The sequence below is a fragment of the Microbispora sitophila genome (genome assembly GCF_014892245.1).
Lineage (GTDB): Bacteria > Actinomycetota > Actinomycetes > Streptosporangiales > Streptosporangiaceae > Microbispora > Microbispora siamensis.
Genome location: NZ_JADBGC010000010.1, coordinates 259,013 through 275,183, shown reverse-complemented (window position 1 = coordinate 275,183; position 16,171 = coordinate 259,013). Strand labels below are relative to the sequence as shown.

The following is a 16,171-nucleotide window of genomic DNA, read 5'->3' as shown; positions in this document are numbered from 1 at the left end:
CCGACCGGAGGCCGGAGGGGATGAGCGTGAAGACGAAGCGGGTCGCGGCCATCGATTGCGGGACCAACTCGGTCCGCCTTCTCATCGCGGACATTTCGGGCGACAGCCTCACCGACGTCGAGCGGCGGATGGAGATCGTCAGGCTCGGCCAGGACGTCGACCGTACGGGACGGCTCGCGCCGGAGGCCCTGGAGCGGACGTTCACGGCCATGCGCGGGTACGCCAAGCTGATCAGGGAGCACTCCCCGGACGGTCCCCTGCCGGTCCGCGTGGTCGCCACCTCGGCGACCCGCGACGCCGCCAACCGGGCCGACTTCGTCTCCGGTGTGCGGGACATCTTCGGCGTGGAGCCCGAGGTGGTGACCGGTGACGAGGAGGCGCGGCTGTCCTTCACCGGCGCGACCCGGGGCCTGGCCCACTCCGGTGCCGAGGCCGAGACCCCCTATCTGGTGGTGGACATCGGGGGCGGCTCGACCGAGTTCGTCGTCGGCTCCCGGTCCGTCGAGGGCGCGCTCTCGGTGGACATCGGCTGCGTACGGCTGACCGAGCGCCACCTGCGCGACGACCCCCCGAGCGCCGAGACGGTGGAGGCGGCCATCGCCGACATCGAGGCGGCGATGGACCGGGTCGAGGAGAGCGTCCCCGTGCGCACGGCGCGGACGCTGGTCGGCCTGGCGGGTTCGGTCACCACGGTCGCCGGGATCGCGCTCGATCTGTCCGCCTACGACCCCGCGCGCATCCATCACTCGCGCATCCCCGCCGAGCGGGTCCACGAGGTATCCGCGCGACTGCTGCGCATGACGCACGACGAGCGGGCGGCCATCCCGGTCATGCACCCGGGCCGGGTGGACGTCATCGGCGCGGGCGCGCTCATTCTCGACCGCATCGTCCGCCGCTACGGCTTCTCCGAGGTCGTGGTCAGCGAGCACGACATCCTCGACGGAATCGCCTGGTCCCTCACCGCCTGACCGCCCACGGTCCGGCCCCTCGGGGCCCGATCTTGCCGCTATTGCGCATTGCGTAGTACTGTGCGGTGCGTGGACAGTAGCCAGCTCCTCAAAGGGGTTCTCGACCTGGCGGTCCTCGCGGTGCTCGCCGAGCGCGACAGCTACGGATACGACGTCGTACGCCGCCTGCGTGAGGCGGGGCTCGAGGACGTCGGCGACGCCTCGGTGTACGGGACGCTGCGGCGGCTCTTCAAGGCCGGAGCGCTCACCTCCTACGTGGTCGCCTCCGACGAGGGACCGCACCGCAAGTACTACGGCCTGAACGACGTGGGCCGCTCGCTCCTCCAGACCTCGGCGAAGACCTGGACGTCCTTCGCCGCCACCATGAACGACCTGCTCAAGGAGGTCGATCCAGGATGAATCCCCCAATGACGCCCCAGGACTACGCCGCCGCCGTACGCGAGGCGCTCGCCGATCTCCCCGCCCGCGACCGGGACGCGCTGCTGGAGGACCTGGACGAACATCTCGCCGAGGTCGCCGCCGAGCCGGGCATGTCGCTGGAGGAACGCCTCGGCAGCCCCGAGGCGTACGCGGCCGAGTTGCGGGCCGCCTACGGCGGGCGGCCGTCGGGCGGCGGCTCCTCGCTGGGCGGGCGGCTGCGCGAGCGGGTGAGCGGAGCCGTCCGGCGCGTTCACACGCGGCTGCTCGTGCTCCCGCCCTACCGGCAGGCCGCCGTCTTCGCCCCAGAGCTGCGCCCCGCGTGGTGGGTGCTGCGGGGTTACGCGATCGCGCTGGCCGTGCTCGCACCGATCAGCGCCCCCGGGCTGGTCCCCGGCGACATCCCCGCCTGGGTGTTCACGCTCGCGGTCATCTGGGGGTCGGTGTGGCTGGGCCGGCGGGGCCGTACGCGGCCGTCGCGCTGGGGCCGCGTGCTGCTGCTCGGGGCCAACCTGCTGGCCGCGGTCCTCGTGATCACGGCGATGGCCGACGTCCCGAGCACGTCGTCGCGCAGCGTGGCCTTCGACTACGGCCCCCAGCCGGACGTGTACGGGCCGGGGATGCGGGTGGAGACGGTGTCCTCGCTGGGCGGGGACGTCTACAACATCTTCCCGTACGCGGAGGACGGGACGCCGTTGCGCAACGTCCGGCTCTACGACCAGGACGGCAACCCGATCATGATGAATCCGGAGATGTTCGACCAGAGCATCGTCATCCCCTGTGGCGGCGAGCCGCCCATCCGCAACGCCTACCCGCTGCCGCTGCGGCCGATGCGCGGGCCGGGCGCCTTCGCCCCCGACGGGACGGAGGCGACCTGCGCGCCCGCCACGCCGGCGCCCACGGACGCCACGGCCTCCGCCACCCCCTCCGCGACCCCTTCCGCCTCACCGTCGCCCTCCGCCACGCCGTCGCGCCGAGAGCGGTAGGACGAACGCGGAGTCAGCCGGACCCGAGCGCACGCAGCATGGTCAGGAGCGTCGTGCGGTCGGAGACGGGCCGGAAGAAGGCCCGGTCCACCCCCTCGACCACGGTGATCGCCTCCTGCGCGAGGGCGGCGCCACGCTCGGTGACCCGCAGCCTCCTGGCTCGGGTGTCGGCGGGGTCGACCTCGCGCAGGACCAGGCCCTTGGCCTCCAGCTTGCGGATGACCTGCGAGGTCATCTTCACGTCCGTGCCGGCCTGCCGGGCCAGCGTGAGCTGGTTGGGATCCTCGCCGTGGGAGTTGAACCACCACGTGGCGGCCAGCAGGACGAACTGCACGTGGGTGAGATCCAGCGGCGCGAGGGCCGCCGCGATGTCGCGCTGCCAGCGGAGCGTGGCGTGCCACAGCAGGAACCCCGGGCTCTCCTCGGGGTCCAGCGGCGGCATGGTCTAGCCCTCCTCTGCCAGCCGCACCAGCGCGGCCAGCACGTCGGGGAAGTCGGCGGTGATGGCCGGGCCGAGCTGCGGGCCGACCTCGTCCGCGGCCGGGCCGGTGATCTCGGTGCGGTAGACGATCCTGGTGCCGCCGTCGGCCGGTTCGAGCCGGTGCACGGTCCGTACGACGAAGTCGCCGGCGTCCATCTCGTCGGTGAACCACTTGCCCGGCTCGACCTCGGTCAGGCGCATCCGGATCGGCTCGTCGCCCGGCGGGGTCATCGTGAACGTGGTGCCGACGGCGAACGGCCCGTCGATCTCGATGCTCTCGATCCCGTCGTTCCAGCGCGGCCACGCCGCCATGTCCGACCAGTGCCGCCAGACCGTGCCCGCGCTCGCGGCGGTTTCCACGCTGTGCTCGTACTCCCACATTCCGGGTTCCTTCGCTCATTGCCTACGCACAGACTATCTACGCGAAGACTATCCGTCCATAGCCCGGCTCCGTGTACGGACGGAGCCGGGCGGGACGTCAGCCGTGCAGGCGGACAGGCAGGGAGAACAGGCCGCGCATGATGGCGCTCGGCCACCAGCTCAGCTCGGCGGGGTCGGTGGCGAGGGCAAGATCGGGGAACCGTTCGAGGACCCGGCCGATCGCGGCCTCTCCCTCCACCTTGGCCAGGGCCGCGCCGACGCAGTAGTGCGGCCCCCGGCCGAAGGCGAGGTGCGGCTCGCCGATCCGGCCGGGGGAGAACGCGTCCGGTTCGGCGAACGCCGCCGGGTCCCGGTTCGCCGCCAGCAGCGAGACGAGGATGGGCTCCCCGGGCAGCATCTCCTGGCCGCCGATGACCACGGGCTCGGTGGGAAAGCGCCAGGTGGCGTTCCGCACGGGACCGTCGTAGCGCAGCATCTCGTCGATGAAGTCCGGCAGCAGGGAGAGGTCGGCGCGCAGGGCCGCCGCCTGGCCGGAATGCCGCAGCAGCGCGAGCAGGCCGTTGCCGATCAGCGCGACGGTCGTCTCGTGGCCGGCGATCAGCAACAGGAACGCGGTCGAGGTCAGCTCGTCCTTGTCGATCTCGCCCTGGTTGGACCGCCGTACGAGATCGGTGAGCAGGTCGTTGCCCGGCCGGGAACGCTTGAGCTCGACCAGGTCGGCCAGGAAGCTCTCCAGGGCGTCCGTGGCGCGGGTGATCTCCTCCACCTCGGACGCCGCCGCCGAGTCGATGACGGAGGCGTGGTGGTGGAAGGTGGCCCGGTCCTCCTCGGGCACGCCGAGCAGGTCGCAGATGATCGTGATCGGCAGGGGATAGGCGAGACCGGCGATCAGATCCGCCTCGGGGCCGTCGAGGCGGTCGAGCAGCGCGTCGGTCACCTCCAGCGCCCGCGTCCGCAGCCCCGCCATCCGCCGGGGCGTGAAGGCCCCGCTCACGAGCCGCCGCAGGCGCGCGTGGTCGCCTCCGTCGGCGTTGATCATGTGGCGGGCGAGACCGGGCCGGTGGTCCAGGGGCAGGCCGAGAGAGGCGGCCCGCCACTCGGGCGAGCCGGCCGCCGGGTCCTTGGCGAGGGCGGGATGGGTCAGCGCGGTCACGGCGTCCTCGTACCGTGTGATCAGCCACGCCTCGCAGCCGGGCAGCGGCACGCGGGTCACCGGTGCGTTCCGGCGCAGCCAGTCGTAGGCGGGGTAAGGGTCGGCGTCGAACGCCGGGCCGAACAGCGGGGGGATTGAGTCGGTCGACACGCGCCGTACGTACCCACCTCCGGCACGACGGAAAAGATTGGAATCTTTCTCGGCATGGCCTCTTCGTGACACGGCGCGGATGCTCCGTGGACACCGGGTGGAGACCGCGCGACGGCGCGGCACCGGGCGCCGGTTCCGCGGCGCGATCGGCGGTCGCGGGCGCCGGCGCCGCGAGAGCCGGCTTCTGGCCGACACACATCTTTTGACCTGGCACGATCGGTGTCATGAGCTCCGTTCCTCCCGGTTCCGGCTGGCCGGGCGACCCCGCGTGCCCGGACACCCCCGTCGCCCACGACGCCCACGAGGTCGCCAAACTGGCCGCAGAGAGCCGTACGCTGACCGAACTGACCGCCAGGCAGTCGGTGTGCCGCGCCTGCCCCCGTCTCGTGGAGTGGCGGGAGGAGGTCGCCGACGTCAAACGGCGGGCGTTCGCGGACGAGACCTACTGGGGCCGGCCGATCGCGGGGTGGGGCGACGAGGCGCCGCACACCCTCATCGTGGGTCTGGCCCCCGCCGCGCACGGCGGCAACCGGACCGGCCGGATCTTCACCGGCGACCGCAGCGGCGACTGGCTGTTCGCGTCGCTGTACCGCACCGGGCTCGCCGCGCAGGAGACCAGCGTCCACGCGGGCGACGGGCAGCGGCTGATCGGCGCCCGGATGATGGCGGCGGTGCGGTGCGCGCCGCCCGCCAACAAGCCCACCCCGGAGGAGCGCGACACCTGCTTCCCCTGGCTCGCCAGGGAACTCGCGCTGGTGGCCGGCACGACTCGGGTGATCGTGGCGCTCGGCGGCTTCGCCTGGCAGGCGGTGTGGCCCGCGCTGCGCGAGGCCGGGTTCACGCTGCCGCCCCGCAGGCCGCCGTTCGGCCACGCGGTGGAGGTGTCCCTCTCTTACGGCGCGGCTCCGGTCACGCTCATCGGCTGCTACCACCCGAGCCAGCAGAACACCTTCACCGGCCGGGTCACCGCGGACATGCTCGACGGGGCCTTCGCCCGCGCCGCCGCCCTGGGGACGGCACCCTTGTGAACCATTTCACGAGTGTGAAGTCGATCACGAAGGGAAGAACGCGGGAATTTTCCTGAGAAATGTCGTCAAGAGATGACGAAGTGGGGAAAATCACTGGACCTTCGGCCCTAGTGGGTTGGTGCGGTTGCCGACTCGTGACGTAGGCTTGTGAATGCTTTCACAAGCGTTGGGAGGGCATCCGTGGCAGACCGCAACTGGAAGCACGTCGTCATCGTCGGCGGTGGGTACGTGGGCCTTTACACGGCTCTTCGTCTCCAGCGCACGCTCCGCCGAGAGCTGCGCGACGGCAGCGTGCGGATCACGCTCATCGACCCGCAGTCGTACATGACCTACCAGCCGTTCCTTCCCGAGGCGGCGGCCGGCAACATCTCGCCGCGCCACGTCGTGGCCCCGCTGCGTCGGGTGCTGCCGAAGGTGCGCATCCTCAACGGCAAGGTCTCCAAGGTGCACCACGAGGCGCGCACGCTGACCTTCGAGCCCGCCGCGGGCCAGTCGCGTGAGATCGAATACGACGTCGTCGTCATGGCGGCCGGCTCGATCTCCCGTACGCTGCCGATCCCCGGCCTGGAGGACGCGGCCATCGGCTTCAAGACGGTCGGCGAGGCGATCGCGCTGCGCAACCGGGTCCTGGCCCTCCTCGACCGGGCCGAGTCGAGCGACGACGAGGACGTGCGCCGCCGCGCGCTGACCTTCGTCGTGGTCGGCGGCGGCTTCGCCGGCATCGAGGCCCTCGCCGAGCTCGAGGACATGACCGAGGACGCGATCAAGTACTACCCGAGCATCGACAAGAAGGACCTGCGCTGGGTCCTGATCGAGGCGTCCAACCGCATCCTGCCCGAGGTCGGCCCCGAGATGGGCGAGTGGACGGCCGAGCAGCTGCGCGAGCGCGGGATCGAGCTCAAGATGGAGACGTTCCTCCAGTCGTGCGAGGGCGGCCTGGTCAAGACCTCGGACGGCGACGAGTTCGAGTCTGCCACGATCGTCTGGACCGCAGGCGTCAAGGCGAGCCCGATCGTCAACTCCACCGACCTGCCGCTCGACGAGCGCGGCCGGATCAAGACCACGACGCGCCTGACCGTCGCGGGCGTCAAGGGCGCCTTCGCCGCCGGCGACATCGCGGGCGTGCCCGACGTGACCAACCCCGGCCAGTACTGCGCGCCGAACGCCCAGCACGCGGTACGGCAGTCGAAGGTCCTCGGCGACAACATCGCGGCGTACCTGCGCGGCGAGAAGCTGCAGGACTACCGGCACAAGTACGCCGGGTCGGTCGCCGGGCTCGGCCTCTACCGGGGCGTCGCGAACGTCTACGGCGTGAAGCTGCGCGGCTTCCCGGCCTGGTTCATGCACCGCACCTACCACCTGTCGCGGGTGCCCACCGTCAACCGGAAGGTCCGCGTGGTGATGGACTGGACGCTGTCGCTGTTCTTCAAGCGAGAGACGATCTCCCTCGGCGAGATCGAGCACCCGCGCGACGAGTTCAGGGCGGCCGCGAAGAGCGGCCCCAAGCGCTGACCGCTCGGCGCGGACGGATCGACGGCACGACCTCAGGACACGCAACGGCCCGGCGGCGCACCCCGCCGGGCCGTTTCGTGTTCCTGCGCTCTGACATGCTGGTGTGGTGGACGGGGGAGAAGGTGCGGACGGTCTCCAGGACCTTGACCGGGTGGCGGCCAGAGACGCCGTTCACGCGCTGTGGAAAGGGGGACAAGCCGCGTAAGACGTAACTTGCTTACAGAGGAGTGATCCGTGACATATGATCGCGGCGCCCCCGTAGCCCAATGGCAGAGGCAAGCCCCTTAAAAGGGCTGTGGTGTGGGTTCGAGTCCCACCGGGGGCACTGAGCGCCGCCTCGACCAATCAGCCCGTGACCTGGGGGAGCGGGACCACGGGCCCGATTCCGGCTGTCCGGTTGACTACGGCCGGATGCGAGCGTCCGCGGGAGGCCGTGCCCGTGGTGCGCCCCCAGCTTCACTCCTCGCCCAGCAGGACGGCGACACCGTGGCCGGCCAACTCCGCGACCTGTGGGGGGCACGCCGGGGTCGCGACCAAGGAGTGTGAGCTGGGTGGTACCCCGACGTCGTAGGCCGTCATGGCGAACCGCGGGCGCGATCAGCGCTGTCACCAAAGTGTCTTTGGACTTGCCATGGCAACTCGAGATGCCAAGTTGACTGCTGGTGCATCTATGACCCCCCGACGGGGGGAATGGTCCTGAATGTCCGATTCGAGAGGCTTCCAGGCGTGCTACGGGGGCCCCGACCGGAAGGAATCACATGTACGGGAAACGATGCGGCATTTTAGGCGTGGCCCTTCTCGGCACGCTCGTGCTGTGGCCGGCTCAGGGTGCCCTGGCCTCGCCCTCGACGGTCTCGGGTCTCGGCGCTGCAGTGGCGGCGACATCGCCGCAGGATGACGGGCATGGCTGTGATCGCCACCACGGTCGGCATCACCACGGTCGGCATCACCGCGGTCGGTATCACCACGGTCGGCATCACCACGGTCGGCATCGTCACGGCTGGGATCACCGTGGTCGGGATCACCGTGGTCGGGACGAGCGCGGTCGGGACCAGCGCGGTTGGGACGAGCGCGGCTGGGATCGGCACGGTCGGGACCATCACGGCTGGGACCATCACGGTCGGGATCACTGCCCGATGCCGAGGTAAGCGACTCGGGCCGCATCACCATGGCCGCTCCTCCTTCGACCGGAGGGGCGGTCTTCGCATGTACGGCGAGCTGGTGGCCTGCGTCTCCCGCTGTGTGTTCTGGTGCCGGCGGTCCGGCCGAGCGGCGGCCGGGCGGTTCAACGCCGATGACGGGCGTTGATGCGGGAAGTCCCGCCCTGACGGCCGATCGGTAGATCTTTTCGGTCCGCTTTGTCATACGGAGCCCATGTTCGGATACATTCGTGCATGCGTTTCGTCCCTTTTGTCATGATTCTTACGGGTTTGATGGCGAGTATCGCCTCGCCCGCGTCGGCCATCACCCATGGCTCGGTCGACGGGACCGAACACCCCGAAGTGGGGGCCCTCATCGGAGACGCGCCGGAAAGCGACGGCACGTGGTCGTACTGCACCGGCACCCTCATCTCGCCGACCGTCTTCCTCACGGCCGCCCACTGCGGGCATGAGGGCCAGAAGACCGCCCGGGTCTCCTTCGCCAGCCGCTACCAGGCCGGGGCGAAGCTCTACACCGGTCGCTTCGTGCCCGACCCGAGGCACACGGACGACAGTGATGCCCATGACATGGCGGTCGTCCTCTTCTCCGAGCCCATCACCGGCATCACGCCGGCCAAGCTGCCTCCTCTGGGCCTGCTCGACCAGCTCAAGGCCGACGGCAGCCTGAAGACCGCGCGCTTCACCCCCGTCGGTTACGGCTCGGTGGACCCCACGAAGAAGCGGCACGGATGGCGATACCACTACACGGACACGCGCAGCCAGACCTCCATCTCCTTCAAGCGCCTCGGCAGCAGGTGGCTCGACCTGACGCCGGACCCCTCGCGCGGGGAGGGCGGAACCTGTTACGGCGACTCGGGCGGCCCCAACTACCTCGGAGGTCCCGCCTCGAACCTGCTCGTGGCCACGACGATCAGTGGAGTGGACGACGCCTGTCGGACGACCAACGTCGACTACCGCCTGGACATCCCCGAGGTCCGGGAGTTTCTCGGCAAGTACGTCACGCTCCCCTGAGGATGGGGGTAGACGTGTAACCCCAATGGGGGTATGAATGATGCATGCCTAAGATCAACGTGTACCTGCCGGACGATCTCGCGGAGGCGGTCAAGGAGGCGGCACTTCCGGTGTCCGCGATCTGCCAGCGGGCGCTGGAGCAGGCGGTCCGCCGGGTGACCGCCATCCGCGAGAGCATCCTCGGCGACTTCGAGATCGACGACCCCCGGCTGTCGCACTTCACGCCCAGGACCCGTGCCGTCTTCCGGTTGGCGCTGGAACGGGCCCGGGCCGAGGGCGCCTCCGGTATCGGCACCGAGCACCTGCTCGCCGCGATGCTGGCCGAGGGGCAGAACCTCGCCCTGCACGTCCTGCGAGCGATCGAGATCGAGCCCACCCTGCTCGAACGCGACCTCGCGAGCCGCAGCCCTTCCGCACCCGCCACGGCGGCCGGCCCGGAGCAGTCCGGGGACGAGGGAACGGGGAAGGACGGTCCGAGCCGGTTCGACGCGCCCGCGGCCAACGCCCTCGAACTGGCGGTCACCGAGGCCCATGCGCTGGGGCACAACTACATCGGGTGCGAACACCTGCTGCTCGGCCTGGTCACGGAGCCCGACGGGACCGGCGGGCAGGTGCTGCGGGCACGAGGCGCGGAGCCCCGCCTCACGCGGCGCGCGGTCGTCGCGGCGCTCGCCGGCTACGTCCACCTCCGGGCGCAGGACGCCGCCGCATCCCAGGCCGCCCCTCAGTCCGCCCCTCAGTCCGCCCCCCAGACCGCCCCCCAGACCGCTTCCCAGACCGCTGTGCAGGCCGTGGCGGCGGTCGTCCGTCAGGAGATCGCTCCGCTCCTGCAACGCGTCGAACGGCTCGAGCGGCACGCGGGAGTCGCCGCATCCGCCGAGGACGACGCGTCGTGACCCGGCGCGTGCTGCTGGTCGCGACGGGCGACGTCATGGCGTATGCCCGTCACACCAGCCGTCCGGGGATCGCGACCGCCGCCGACCTGCTGGCTGCCGTACCCGGGAATCTCGGCGTGGAGGTCGTGACCGAGGACGTCCAGGCCGAGCCGAGCTGGGACACCTCGCCCTCCACCATGGTGCGGCTGGCCCGGCGTGCCCGTACGGCCCTGCTCGACGAGGGGTTCGACGGCGTGGTCGTCACCCACGGCCTGGACACGATCGAGGAGACGGCCTTCCTCACGGACCTGCTCGCCGGGCCCGCCGCTCTCCGCGGCGGCATCGTGCTGACCGGCGCCGTGCGCGGGCTGGACGAGCTGTCGAGCGACGGCCCGCGCAACCTCGCGTCGTCCCTGGTCGCCGCCGCGGATCCCGCGCTTCGCGGCGTCGGCGCGGTGGTCTGCGTGAACGACGAACTGCACGCGGCCCGCTGGGTCACGATGGCCGACGCGACGGGCCTGGCGGCACTCTCCTCCGCCCCCGCGCCGATCCTCGGCCGGGTCGCGGACGGCCGGGCCGAGCTGACGGCGACGCCGCCGCCGCGGCCCCCGGCGGCGCGGGGAGAGCCGGAGACGAACGTCGCGCTGATCAAAACGTATCCGGAGATGGACCCCGTGCTCGTCACGGCCGTCGTGGACGCCGGAGCCAGGGGCGTCGTGCTGGAGGGCACCGGCGTCGGGAACATCCCGATCAACCTGTACGCGACCCTCAGTGAGCTGGCGGAGTGGGACATCCCCGTGGTGGTCGCCTCGCGGTGCCACACCCGGCCGGTCGCGCTGGAGGACCTGCCACCGGCCCTGGGGCTGGCCGCGAAGGTCGGCGCCATCGGGGCCCGCGGCCTGGCTCCGGCGAAGGCCCGGTACGCCCTGATGGTGGCGCTCGGCGGGGGCGGCCGGCGCGCCGTCCGCGACTGGTTCGCCCGCCTCTGACCGCCGTCAGGCACGTCGCTCGTTCACCGGCGCCGGGGCGTCATCCATCCGCCGCGGCTCGGCGTACGGGCCGGCGGCGCCGTGGATCGTGGCCTGCGAGGGCGCGGCGTCGGTGTTCGGCGGGCAGCCGGAGACCGGCAGGCACAGCACGAACATGGCGCCGCCGTACGGCGACTCGGCCGCCACCAAGGTGCCGCAGTGGGCGCGGGCGATGTCGCGGGCGATGGCCAGGCCGAGCCCGGTGCCCCCACGGCCCCGGCTGCGCGCCGTGTCCGATCTGGCGAAGCGTTCGAAGATCCGCTCCCGTTCGCACACCGGGACGCCGGGACCGTCGTCGCTGACCCACAACTCGACGAAGCCGTCGTCGCGCCGGAGCCCGACCTCGACCACGCTCCTGGCGTGCCGCTGCGCGTTGTCGAGCAGGTTGGTCAGCAGACGGGCGAGGTGGCGCGGCGCGGCGTGCATCGTGACCCCGTCCGCCAGCCGAAGGCGCACCGGTATCCGGTCGGTCCGGCGGGCGACCTCATCCCTGACCAGCGCCGTCACGTCCACGGGCTTGCGGCCCGGGGCCGTTGCCCCCACCTTCGCCAGCAGGAGCAGGTCGTCGATGATCGCTTCCAGCCGCTCCACGTCGAGCAGCGCGTCCCTGAGCAGCGACCGCAGATTGGTCTCGTCGGGGTGAAGCTGCGCCTCCTCCAGCTGTGCGCGCAGGCCGGCGAGCGGAGTGCGCAGTTCGTGGGAGGCGTCCGCGGCGAACTCGCGCTGCCGCCGCAGCGCCCGCTCGGTGGTGAGCTTCGCCTGCTCGATGCGGGCGAGCGTGCTGTTCACGGTGCGGGCGAGCCGCGCGATCTCGTCGTCCCCCGCCGGTACGGGCACCCGGGTGTCCAGGTCGTTCACGTTGACGGCGGCCAGATCGCTGCGAATGGCCTCGACGGGGCGCAGGGTGCGTCCGGCCACCTTCCAGGTGGCCCAGGCGGTGAGCAGCACGAGCACGGCGACCTCCGCGGCGAAGAGCAGGTCGAACATCGCGACGGGCGTGAAGCCGTCGATGGGGCGTCCGGCGTACACGACGGGAGAGTTGGGCCCCGGCGTCACCCGCAGCGCCGACAGGCGCAGGCAGCCGATCCCGTCGTGCGCGCAGGCCTGCAGGTCCTGCATCGGATCCTCCTGGGACGGCCAGAAGGAAGTCAGCGGGGGCATGCCCCGGGCCGCGGGCGACGCGGCGAGCACCCGCCGATTGGGAGCCACCACCTGGACCAGGTCGATCCCGGCCACCTGCGGGATGATGACGTGGCGGAAGTGGCCCGTACGCCACGCGGCGGCCGTGAGCGCGGCCTCCTGCCGGGCGTCGAGCCAGACCGCGGTGGAGAAGGCCTGCCGGGCCAGTATGCTGCCCAGGATCCCGGTGGGGATCAGCAGCAGGGTGGCGAGCGCCGTGACGAGGACGGTGATCCGTCCCCGGATGGAATCAGGCCGGAACCTTCGCAGTAATGGTGGGCCGCTGACGTTCATCGCCGTCCTCCTTGCGATGACATTCCCCTGCGGCACTGGCGGCGGTCGGGCGGCTCTGCGGCGTCGAAGTGACCGTCCGGACGGGCTGCTGTGCCTGTGTGATTTGGAATGAGAGGCTCGCAACGGCAGGCGGAGTGGTCGCTGAGGCGTTCTGCCTGGTCAGGCCGCTACTTCTCGGCTCCGCACCACGCTAGCACCAGACTTGAAGACCTCAAGTAAAGGAACTGTTCAAGTTTGTTCTGCGATCGACGTCGGCTCGTTCTCGTCCGTAAGGCAACGGCGGGAACTTGTCGGAAATCCTGATCGTTGCCACTGTGGTGGAGTGGCGCTCCCCCTTGTGGGGGCACTACTCCTCGGGCACCATCCCCACTAGGCCGCGCAGCGGCTGATCAGTGAGTCGCGTCCTGGAGGAAGCGAATGGAGAGCAAGAACCCCATATTCAGTCGGCGCGGGGCGGCTGGTCAGCAGGCGTGGGCCGGTCCGACGCCCAGCGTGCAGCAGCTGAACCAGATGTACGCCGCGCCCTCGTACGCTCCCCCCGCGGCGCGGGCCATGACCATCGACGACGTCGTGGTGCGGGGCTTCATGACCCTCGGCACGCTCGTCGTGTCGGCGGCCCTGGCCTGGTACTTCAACCTCGGCTGGGGGCTCGCGGCGCCGGCGATGATCGTGGGCCTGATCCTCGGGCTCATCGTGTCGTTCCGGCAGAGCACGAACCCCGCGCTGATCCTCGGCTACTCCGTGTGCTATGGCGTCGCCATCGGCGTGCTGAGCCACATGTACGAGACGGTCTACAACGGCATCGTCCTGCAGGCCGTGCTCGGCACGATGGTGGCCTTCGGCGGCACGCTGGCCGTGTACGCGCTGAAGATCTTCCGGCCGACGCCGAAGTTCGCCAAGTTCGTGATCGCCGCCGGGTTCGGCGCGGTCGGCCTGGTGCTGATCAACTGGATCGCGAGCATCTTCGTCACCGGTGGCCTCGGCCTGCGTACCGACAGCCCCATCGGATGGATCTTCAGCATCGGCATGATCCTGCTCGGCTGCTTCTTCCTGCTGCTCGACTTCAGCGAGATCGAGGCCGGGGTGCGGGCCGGTGTGCCGGAGCGCTACTCGTGGCTGATGGCGTTCGGCCTGACCCTGAGCCTCGTCTGGCTCTACCTGGAGATCCTCCGCTTCATCAGCTACTTCACGAACAACGACTAGCCGTACGAGTCGAAGGGGCGCCGTTCCTCCGGGAGCGGTGCCCCTTTGTCGCGCTATATCAGGATCCGGTGATCGGCGCCGCAACTTTCGATCAACATCTTGTAACAAATCAATGCCGCCGGGGGCTTGTCAAGCGCGGACCGGTGATGCACTGTGACACAAAGCAGCCTTTTCCGTGGAGGTGCCCATGTCGTTGAACCACTCACCGGAGACCCAGAACAAGCTGATCGCCCGTGTCCCGTCCATAACCGGGCGCGAACTCCCAGAGTGGTTCGAAGCCATCGACAACGGCCCGTCGTTCCTACGCTGTGAAGAGCGGGCCAACTGGCTCGCCGACGAGCACGGGCTGAGCCACGGCTACGCCGCCGCGATCGTCCTCGAACACGAACGGCGCCGTCGCTTCTAGACCGGAGCGCGGGAGGGGGCAGTGACGTCCCGCGCACACAGCAGGCACAACACAGCACGCACAACACAGCAGGCACGAGCAGCGACTCACGAGCAACACGTTGCCGCGGTCCTGAGTGGCGTCCTGAGGCAGAACTGACGCGCCCGCACCGCTCCGGTGCGGGCGCATCATTGTTGTATGGATCTCGACAAGGCGCGTGAGTTCGTCAGGAACAACCACCGAGCGGTCATGCTGACCCGCTATCCGGACGGGCGGCCGCAGACCTCCCCGGTGACCGTCGGCTGCGACAAGGACGGCTACATCGTGATCAGCAGCCGCGAGACGGCCGTCAAAACCCGCAATCTCCGGGAGAACCCCCAGGTCGTGCTCACTGTGATGACCGATGCCTTCTACGGCGAGTGGATGCAGATCGAGGGCATCGCCCACGTCGTCTCGCTGCCGGACGCGATGGACCACCTGGTGCAGTACTACCGCGACATCAGCGGCGAGCACCCGGACTGGGACGACTACCGCGCCGCGATGATCCGGGACAAGCGAGTCATCATCCGGGTCGAGCCCACGCGCGCGGGCCCCGACTACCACGGCTGAGCCCCCGCCGGTCCCGGCGCTGGCCGGGACCGGCGGGAGCCCCGTCGCTCAGGACAGCCGCTCCAGCACCATCGCCATGCCCTGGCCGCCGCCGACGCACATCGTCTCCAGCCCGATCGACTTGTCGTGGAACCGGAGGCTGTTGACCAGTGTGGAGGTGATGCGGGCGCCGGTCATGCCGAACGGGTGGCCGACCGCGATCGCGCCGCCGTTCACGTTGAGCCGCTCGATGTCGATGCCCAGCTCCTGGTAGGAGGGGATCACCTGGGCCGCGAACGCCTCGTTGATCTCGACCAGGTCGACGTCGCCGATCGACATGCCCGCGCGGGCGAGGGCCTGCCGCGACGCCTCGATCGGGCCCAGCCCCATGATCTCGGGGGACAGGCCGGTGACGCCGGTCGACACGATCCTGGCGAGCGGCGTGATGCCCAGCTCGGCGGCCTTGGTGTCGCTCATGACGATCACCGCGGCGGCGCCGTCGTTCAGCGGGCAGCAGTTGCCCGCGGTCACCGTGCCGTCCGGCCGGAAGACCGGCTTGAGCTGCGAGACCGCCTCGTACGTCGTGCCGGCCCTGGGGCCGTCGTCCTTGCTCACCACGGTGCCGTCGGGGAGCGTCACCGGGGTGATGTCGCTCTCCCAGAAGCCGTTGGCCAGGGCCTTCTCGGCGAGGTTCTGCGAGCGCACGCCGAACTCGTCCTGCTCGCGCCGCGAGACGCCCTTCAGGGCCGCGACGTTCTCGGCCGTCTGGCCCATGGCGATGTAGACGTCCGGCAGCGCGCCGTCCTCGCGCGGGTCGTGCCACACCGGCGCACCGCCCTTCGCCGCCTCCTCCGTCCGCGACTTCGCCTCGTCGAACAGCGGGTTCTGCGCCTGGGGCATGTCGGAGCTGCCGTTGGCGAAGCGGGAGACGGTCTCGACACCCGCCGAGATGAACACGTCGCCCTCGCCGGCCTTGATGGCGTGGAACGCCATCCGGGTCGTCTGCAGGGAGGACGAGCAGTAGCGGGTCACGGTGGTGCCCGGCACGTTGTCGAGCCCGAGCATCACCGCGACCACGCGTCCCAGGTTGTGGCCCTGCTCGCCGCCGGGGAGCCCGCAGCCCAGCATGAGGTCGTCAACGTCGTTCGGGTCGAGCTGCGGCACCTTCGCCAGCGCGGCGCGGACCATCTGCACGGTCAGGTCGTCCGGGCGGATGTTCTTGAGTGACCCCTTGAAGGCGCGGCCGATCGGCGACCGCGCGGTCGCCACGATGACTGCCTCGGGCATGTGACTCTCCTGCCTGATCTCGTGCCCCTCCACCCAGGGTTCGGGGGGCCTCCTCCCCGGAGGTTACCCCTCGGTACGCCGCCCG

General features: G+C 70.6%; 17 protein-coding genes and 1 tRNA gene. 13 read left to right on the top strand and 5 right to left on the bottom strand.

Going from position 1 to position 16,171, the window contains the following annotated elements; genetic code table 11:
• Window positions 1-26 precede the first annotated feature (26 nt).
• From IL992_RS20540 to IL992_RS20530, 3 genes are all read left to right on the top strand, one after another.
• Entirely contained in the window at window positions 27-968 is a 942-nt protein-coding gene (locus tag IL992_RS20540) for a Ppx/GppA phosphatase family protein (protein ID WP_193204969.1), read from the top strand.
• Between the two features lie 69 nt (window positions 969-1,037).
• The gene (locus tag IL992_RS20535) at window positions 1,038-1,367 is read left to right on the top strand and encodes a PadR family transcriptional regulator (RefSeq protein WP_142571211.1); all 330 of its coding nucleotides are present in this window, start codon (window positions 1,038-1,040) and stop codon (window positions 1,365-1,367) included.
• On the top strand, window positions 1,364-2,371 hold the full coding sequence (locus tag IL992_RS20530; protein WP_193204968.1) for a DUF1700 domain-containing protein: 1,008 nt from the start codon (window positions 1,364-1,366) through the stop codon (window positions 2,369-2,371). The genes IL992_RS20535 and IL992_RS20530 overlap by 4 nt, the downstream gene beginning before the upstream one ends.
• A gap of 13 nt (window positions 2,372-2,384) precedes the next feature.
• On the opposite strand, the gene IL992_RS20525 is transcribed toward IL992_RS20530, so the two are convergent.
• The 3 genes from IL992_RS20525 to IL992_RS20515 all read right to left on the bottom strand — a co-directional run bounded on the left by IL992_RS20525 (window position 2,385) and on the right by IL992_RS20515 (window position 4,536).
• Entirely contained in the window at window positions 2,385-2,813 is a 429-nt protein-coding gene (locus IL992_RS20525) for a MarR family winged helix-turn-helix transcriptional regulator (RefSeq protein ID WP_193204967.1), read from the bottom strand.
• A gap of 3 nt (window positions 2,814-2,816) precedes the next feature.
• A complete protein-coding gene (locus IL992_RS20520; RefSeq protein ID WP_193204966.1) occupies window positions 2,817-3,233 on the bottom strand; it encodes an SRPBCC family protein in 417 nt (138 codons plus the stop codon).
• Between the two features lie 97 nt (window positions 3,234-3,330).
• Window positions 3,331-4,536, bottom strand: coding sequence for a cytochrome P450 family protein (locus IL992_RS20515; RefSeq protein ID WP_193204965.1), 1,206 nt, complete (start codon window positions 4,534-4,536; stop codon window positions 3,331-3,333).
• 224 nt (window positions 4,537-4,760) lie between these two features.
• Here IL992_RS20515 and IL992_RS20510 point away from each other — a divergent pair, with 224 nt between their 5' ends.
• The 7 genes from IL992_RS20510 (at window position 4,761) to IL992_RS20480 (ending at window position 11,111) form a co-directional block, all read left to right on the top strand.
• Window positions 4,761-5,564 carry a uracil-DNA glycosylase gene (locus tag IL992_RS20510; RefSeq protein WP_193204964.1) on the top strand — a complete coding sequence of 268 codons (804 nt, stop codon included), beginning with the start codon at window positions 4,761-4,763 and terminating at the stop codon, window positions 5,562-5,564.
• A gap of 180 nt (window positions 5,565-5,744) precedes the next feature.
• Window positions 5,745-7,076 carry an NAD(P)/FAD-dependent oxidoreductase gene (locus tag IL992_RS20505; RefSeq protein ID WP_193204963.1) on the top strand — a complete coding sequence of 444 codons (1,332 nt, stop codon included), beginning with the start codon at window positions 5,745-5,747 and terminating at the stop codon, window positions 7,074-7,076.
• Window positions 7,077-7,328: 252 nt separating this feature from the next.
• Window positions 7,329-7,401 (top strand) — tRNA-Leu (locus IL992_RS20500).
• Between the two features lie 578 nt (window positions 7,402-7,979).
• Complete coding sequence (locus tag IL992_RS20495) at window positions 7,980-8,384, top strand: hypothetical protein (RefSeq protein WP_193204962.1); 405 nt, start codon at window positions 7,980-7,982, stop codon at window positions 8,382-8,384.
• A 125-nt stretch (window positions 8,385-8,509) separates the two neighbouring features.
• Window positions 8,510-9,247: a trypsin-like serine protease gene (locus tag IL992_RS20490; protein WP_193204961.1), complete on the top strand. Its 738-nt coding sequence runs from the start codon at window positions 8,510-8,512 to the stop codon at window positions 9,245-9,247.
• 44 nt (window positions 9,248-9,291) lie between these two features.
• Window positions 9,292-10,143, top strand: coding sequence for a Clp protease N-terminal domain-containing protein (locus IL992_RS20485; RefSeq protein ID WP_193204960.1), 852 nt, complete (start codon window positions 9,292-9,294; stop codon window positions 10,141-10,143).
• The gene (locus IL992_RS20480) at window positions 10,140-11,111 is read left to right on the top strand and encodes an asparaginase (protein ID WP_193204959.1); all 972 of its coding nucleotides are present in this window, start codon (window positions 10,140-10,142) and stop codon (window positions 11,109-11,111) included. The genes IL992_RS20485 and IL992_RS20480 overlap by 4 nt, the downstream gene beginning before the upstream one ends.
• A gap of 6 nt (window positions 11,112-11,117) precedes the next feature.
• Here the strand turns inward: IL992_RS20480 and IL992_RS20475 are convergent, their stop codons facing one another.
• Entirely contained in the window at window positions 11,118-12,623 is a 1,506-nt protein-coding gene (locus IL992_RS20475; RefSeq protein ID WP_193204958.1) for a HAMP domain-containing sensor histidine kinase, read from the bottom strand.
• 417 nt (window positions 12,624-13,040) lie between these two features.
• Here IL992_RS20475 and IL992_RS20470 point away from each other — a divergent pair, with 417 nt between their 5' ends.
• The 3 genes from IL992_RS20470 to IL992_RS20460 all read left to right on the top strand — a co-directional run bounded on the left by IL992_RS20470 (window position 13,041) and on the right by IL992_RS20460 (window position 14,820).
• Window positions 13,041-13,826: a Bax inhibitor-1/YccA family protein gene (locus IL992_RS20470; protein WP_193204957.1), complete on the top strand. Its 786-nt coding sequence runs from the start codon at window positions 13,041-13,043 to the stop codon at window positions 13,824-13,826.
• 187 nt (window positions 13,827-14,013) lie between these two features.
• A complete protein-coding gene (locus tag IL992_RS20465; protein ID WP_193204956.1) occupies window positions 14,014-14,232 on the top strand; it encodes a DUF4287 domain-containing protein in 219 nt (72 codons plus the stop codon).
• Window positions 14,233-14,409: 177 nt separating this feature from the next.
• Window positions 14,410-14,820 (top strand): PPOX class F420-dependent oxidoreductase, encoded by a 411-nt coding sequence (locus tag IL992_RS20460; protein WP_193204955.1) that lies wholly within the window; start codon window positions 14,410-14,412, stop codon window positions 14,818-14,820.
• A 48-nt stretch (window positions 14,821-14,868) separates the two neighbouring features.
• On the opposite strand, the gene IL992_RS20455 is transcribed toward IL992_RS20460, so the two are convergent.
• Window positions 14,869-16,086, bottom strand: coding sequence for an acetyl-CoA C-acetyltransferase (locus IL992_RS20455; protein ID WP_193204954.1), 1,218 nt, complete (start codon window positions 16,084-16,086; stop codon window positions 14,869-14,871).
• Window positions 16,087-16,171: the final 85 nt, after the last annotated feature.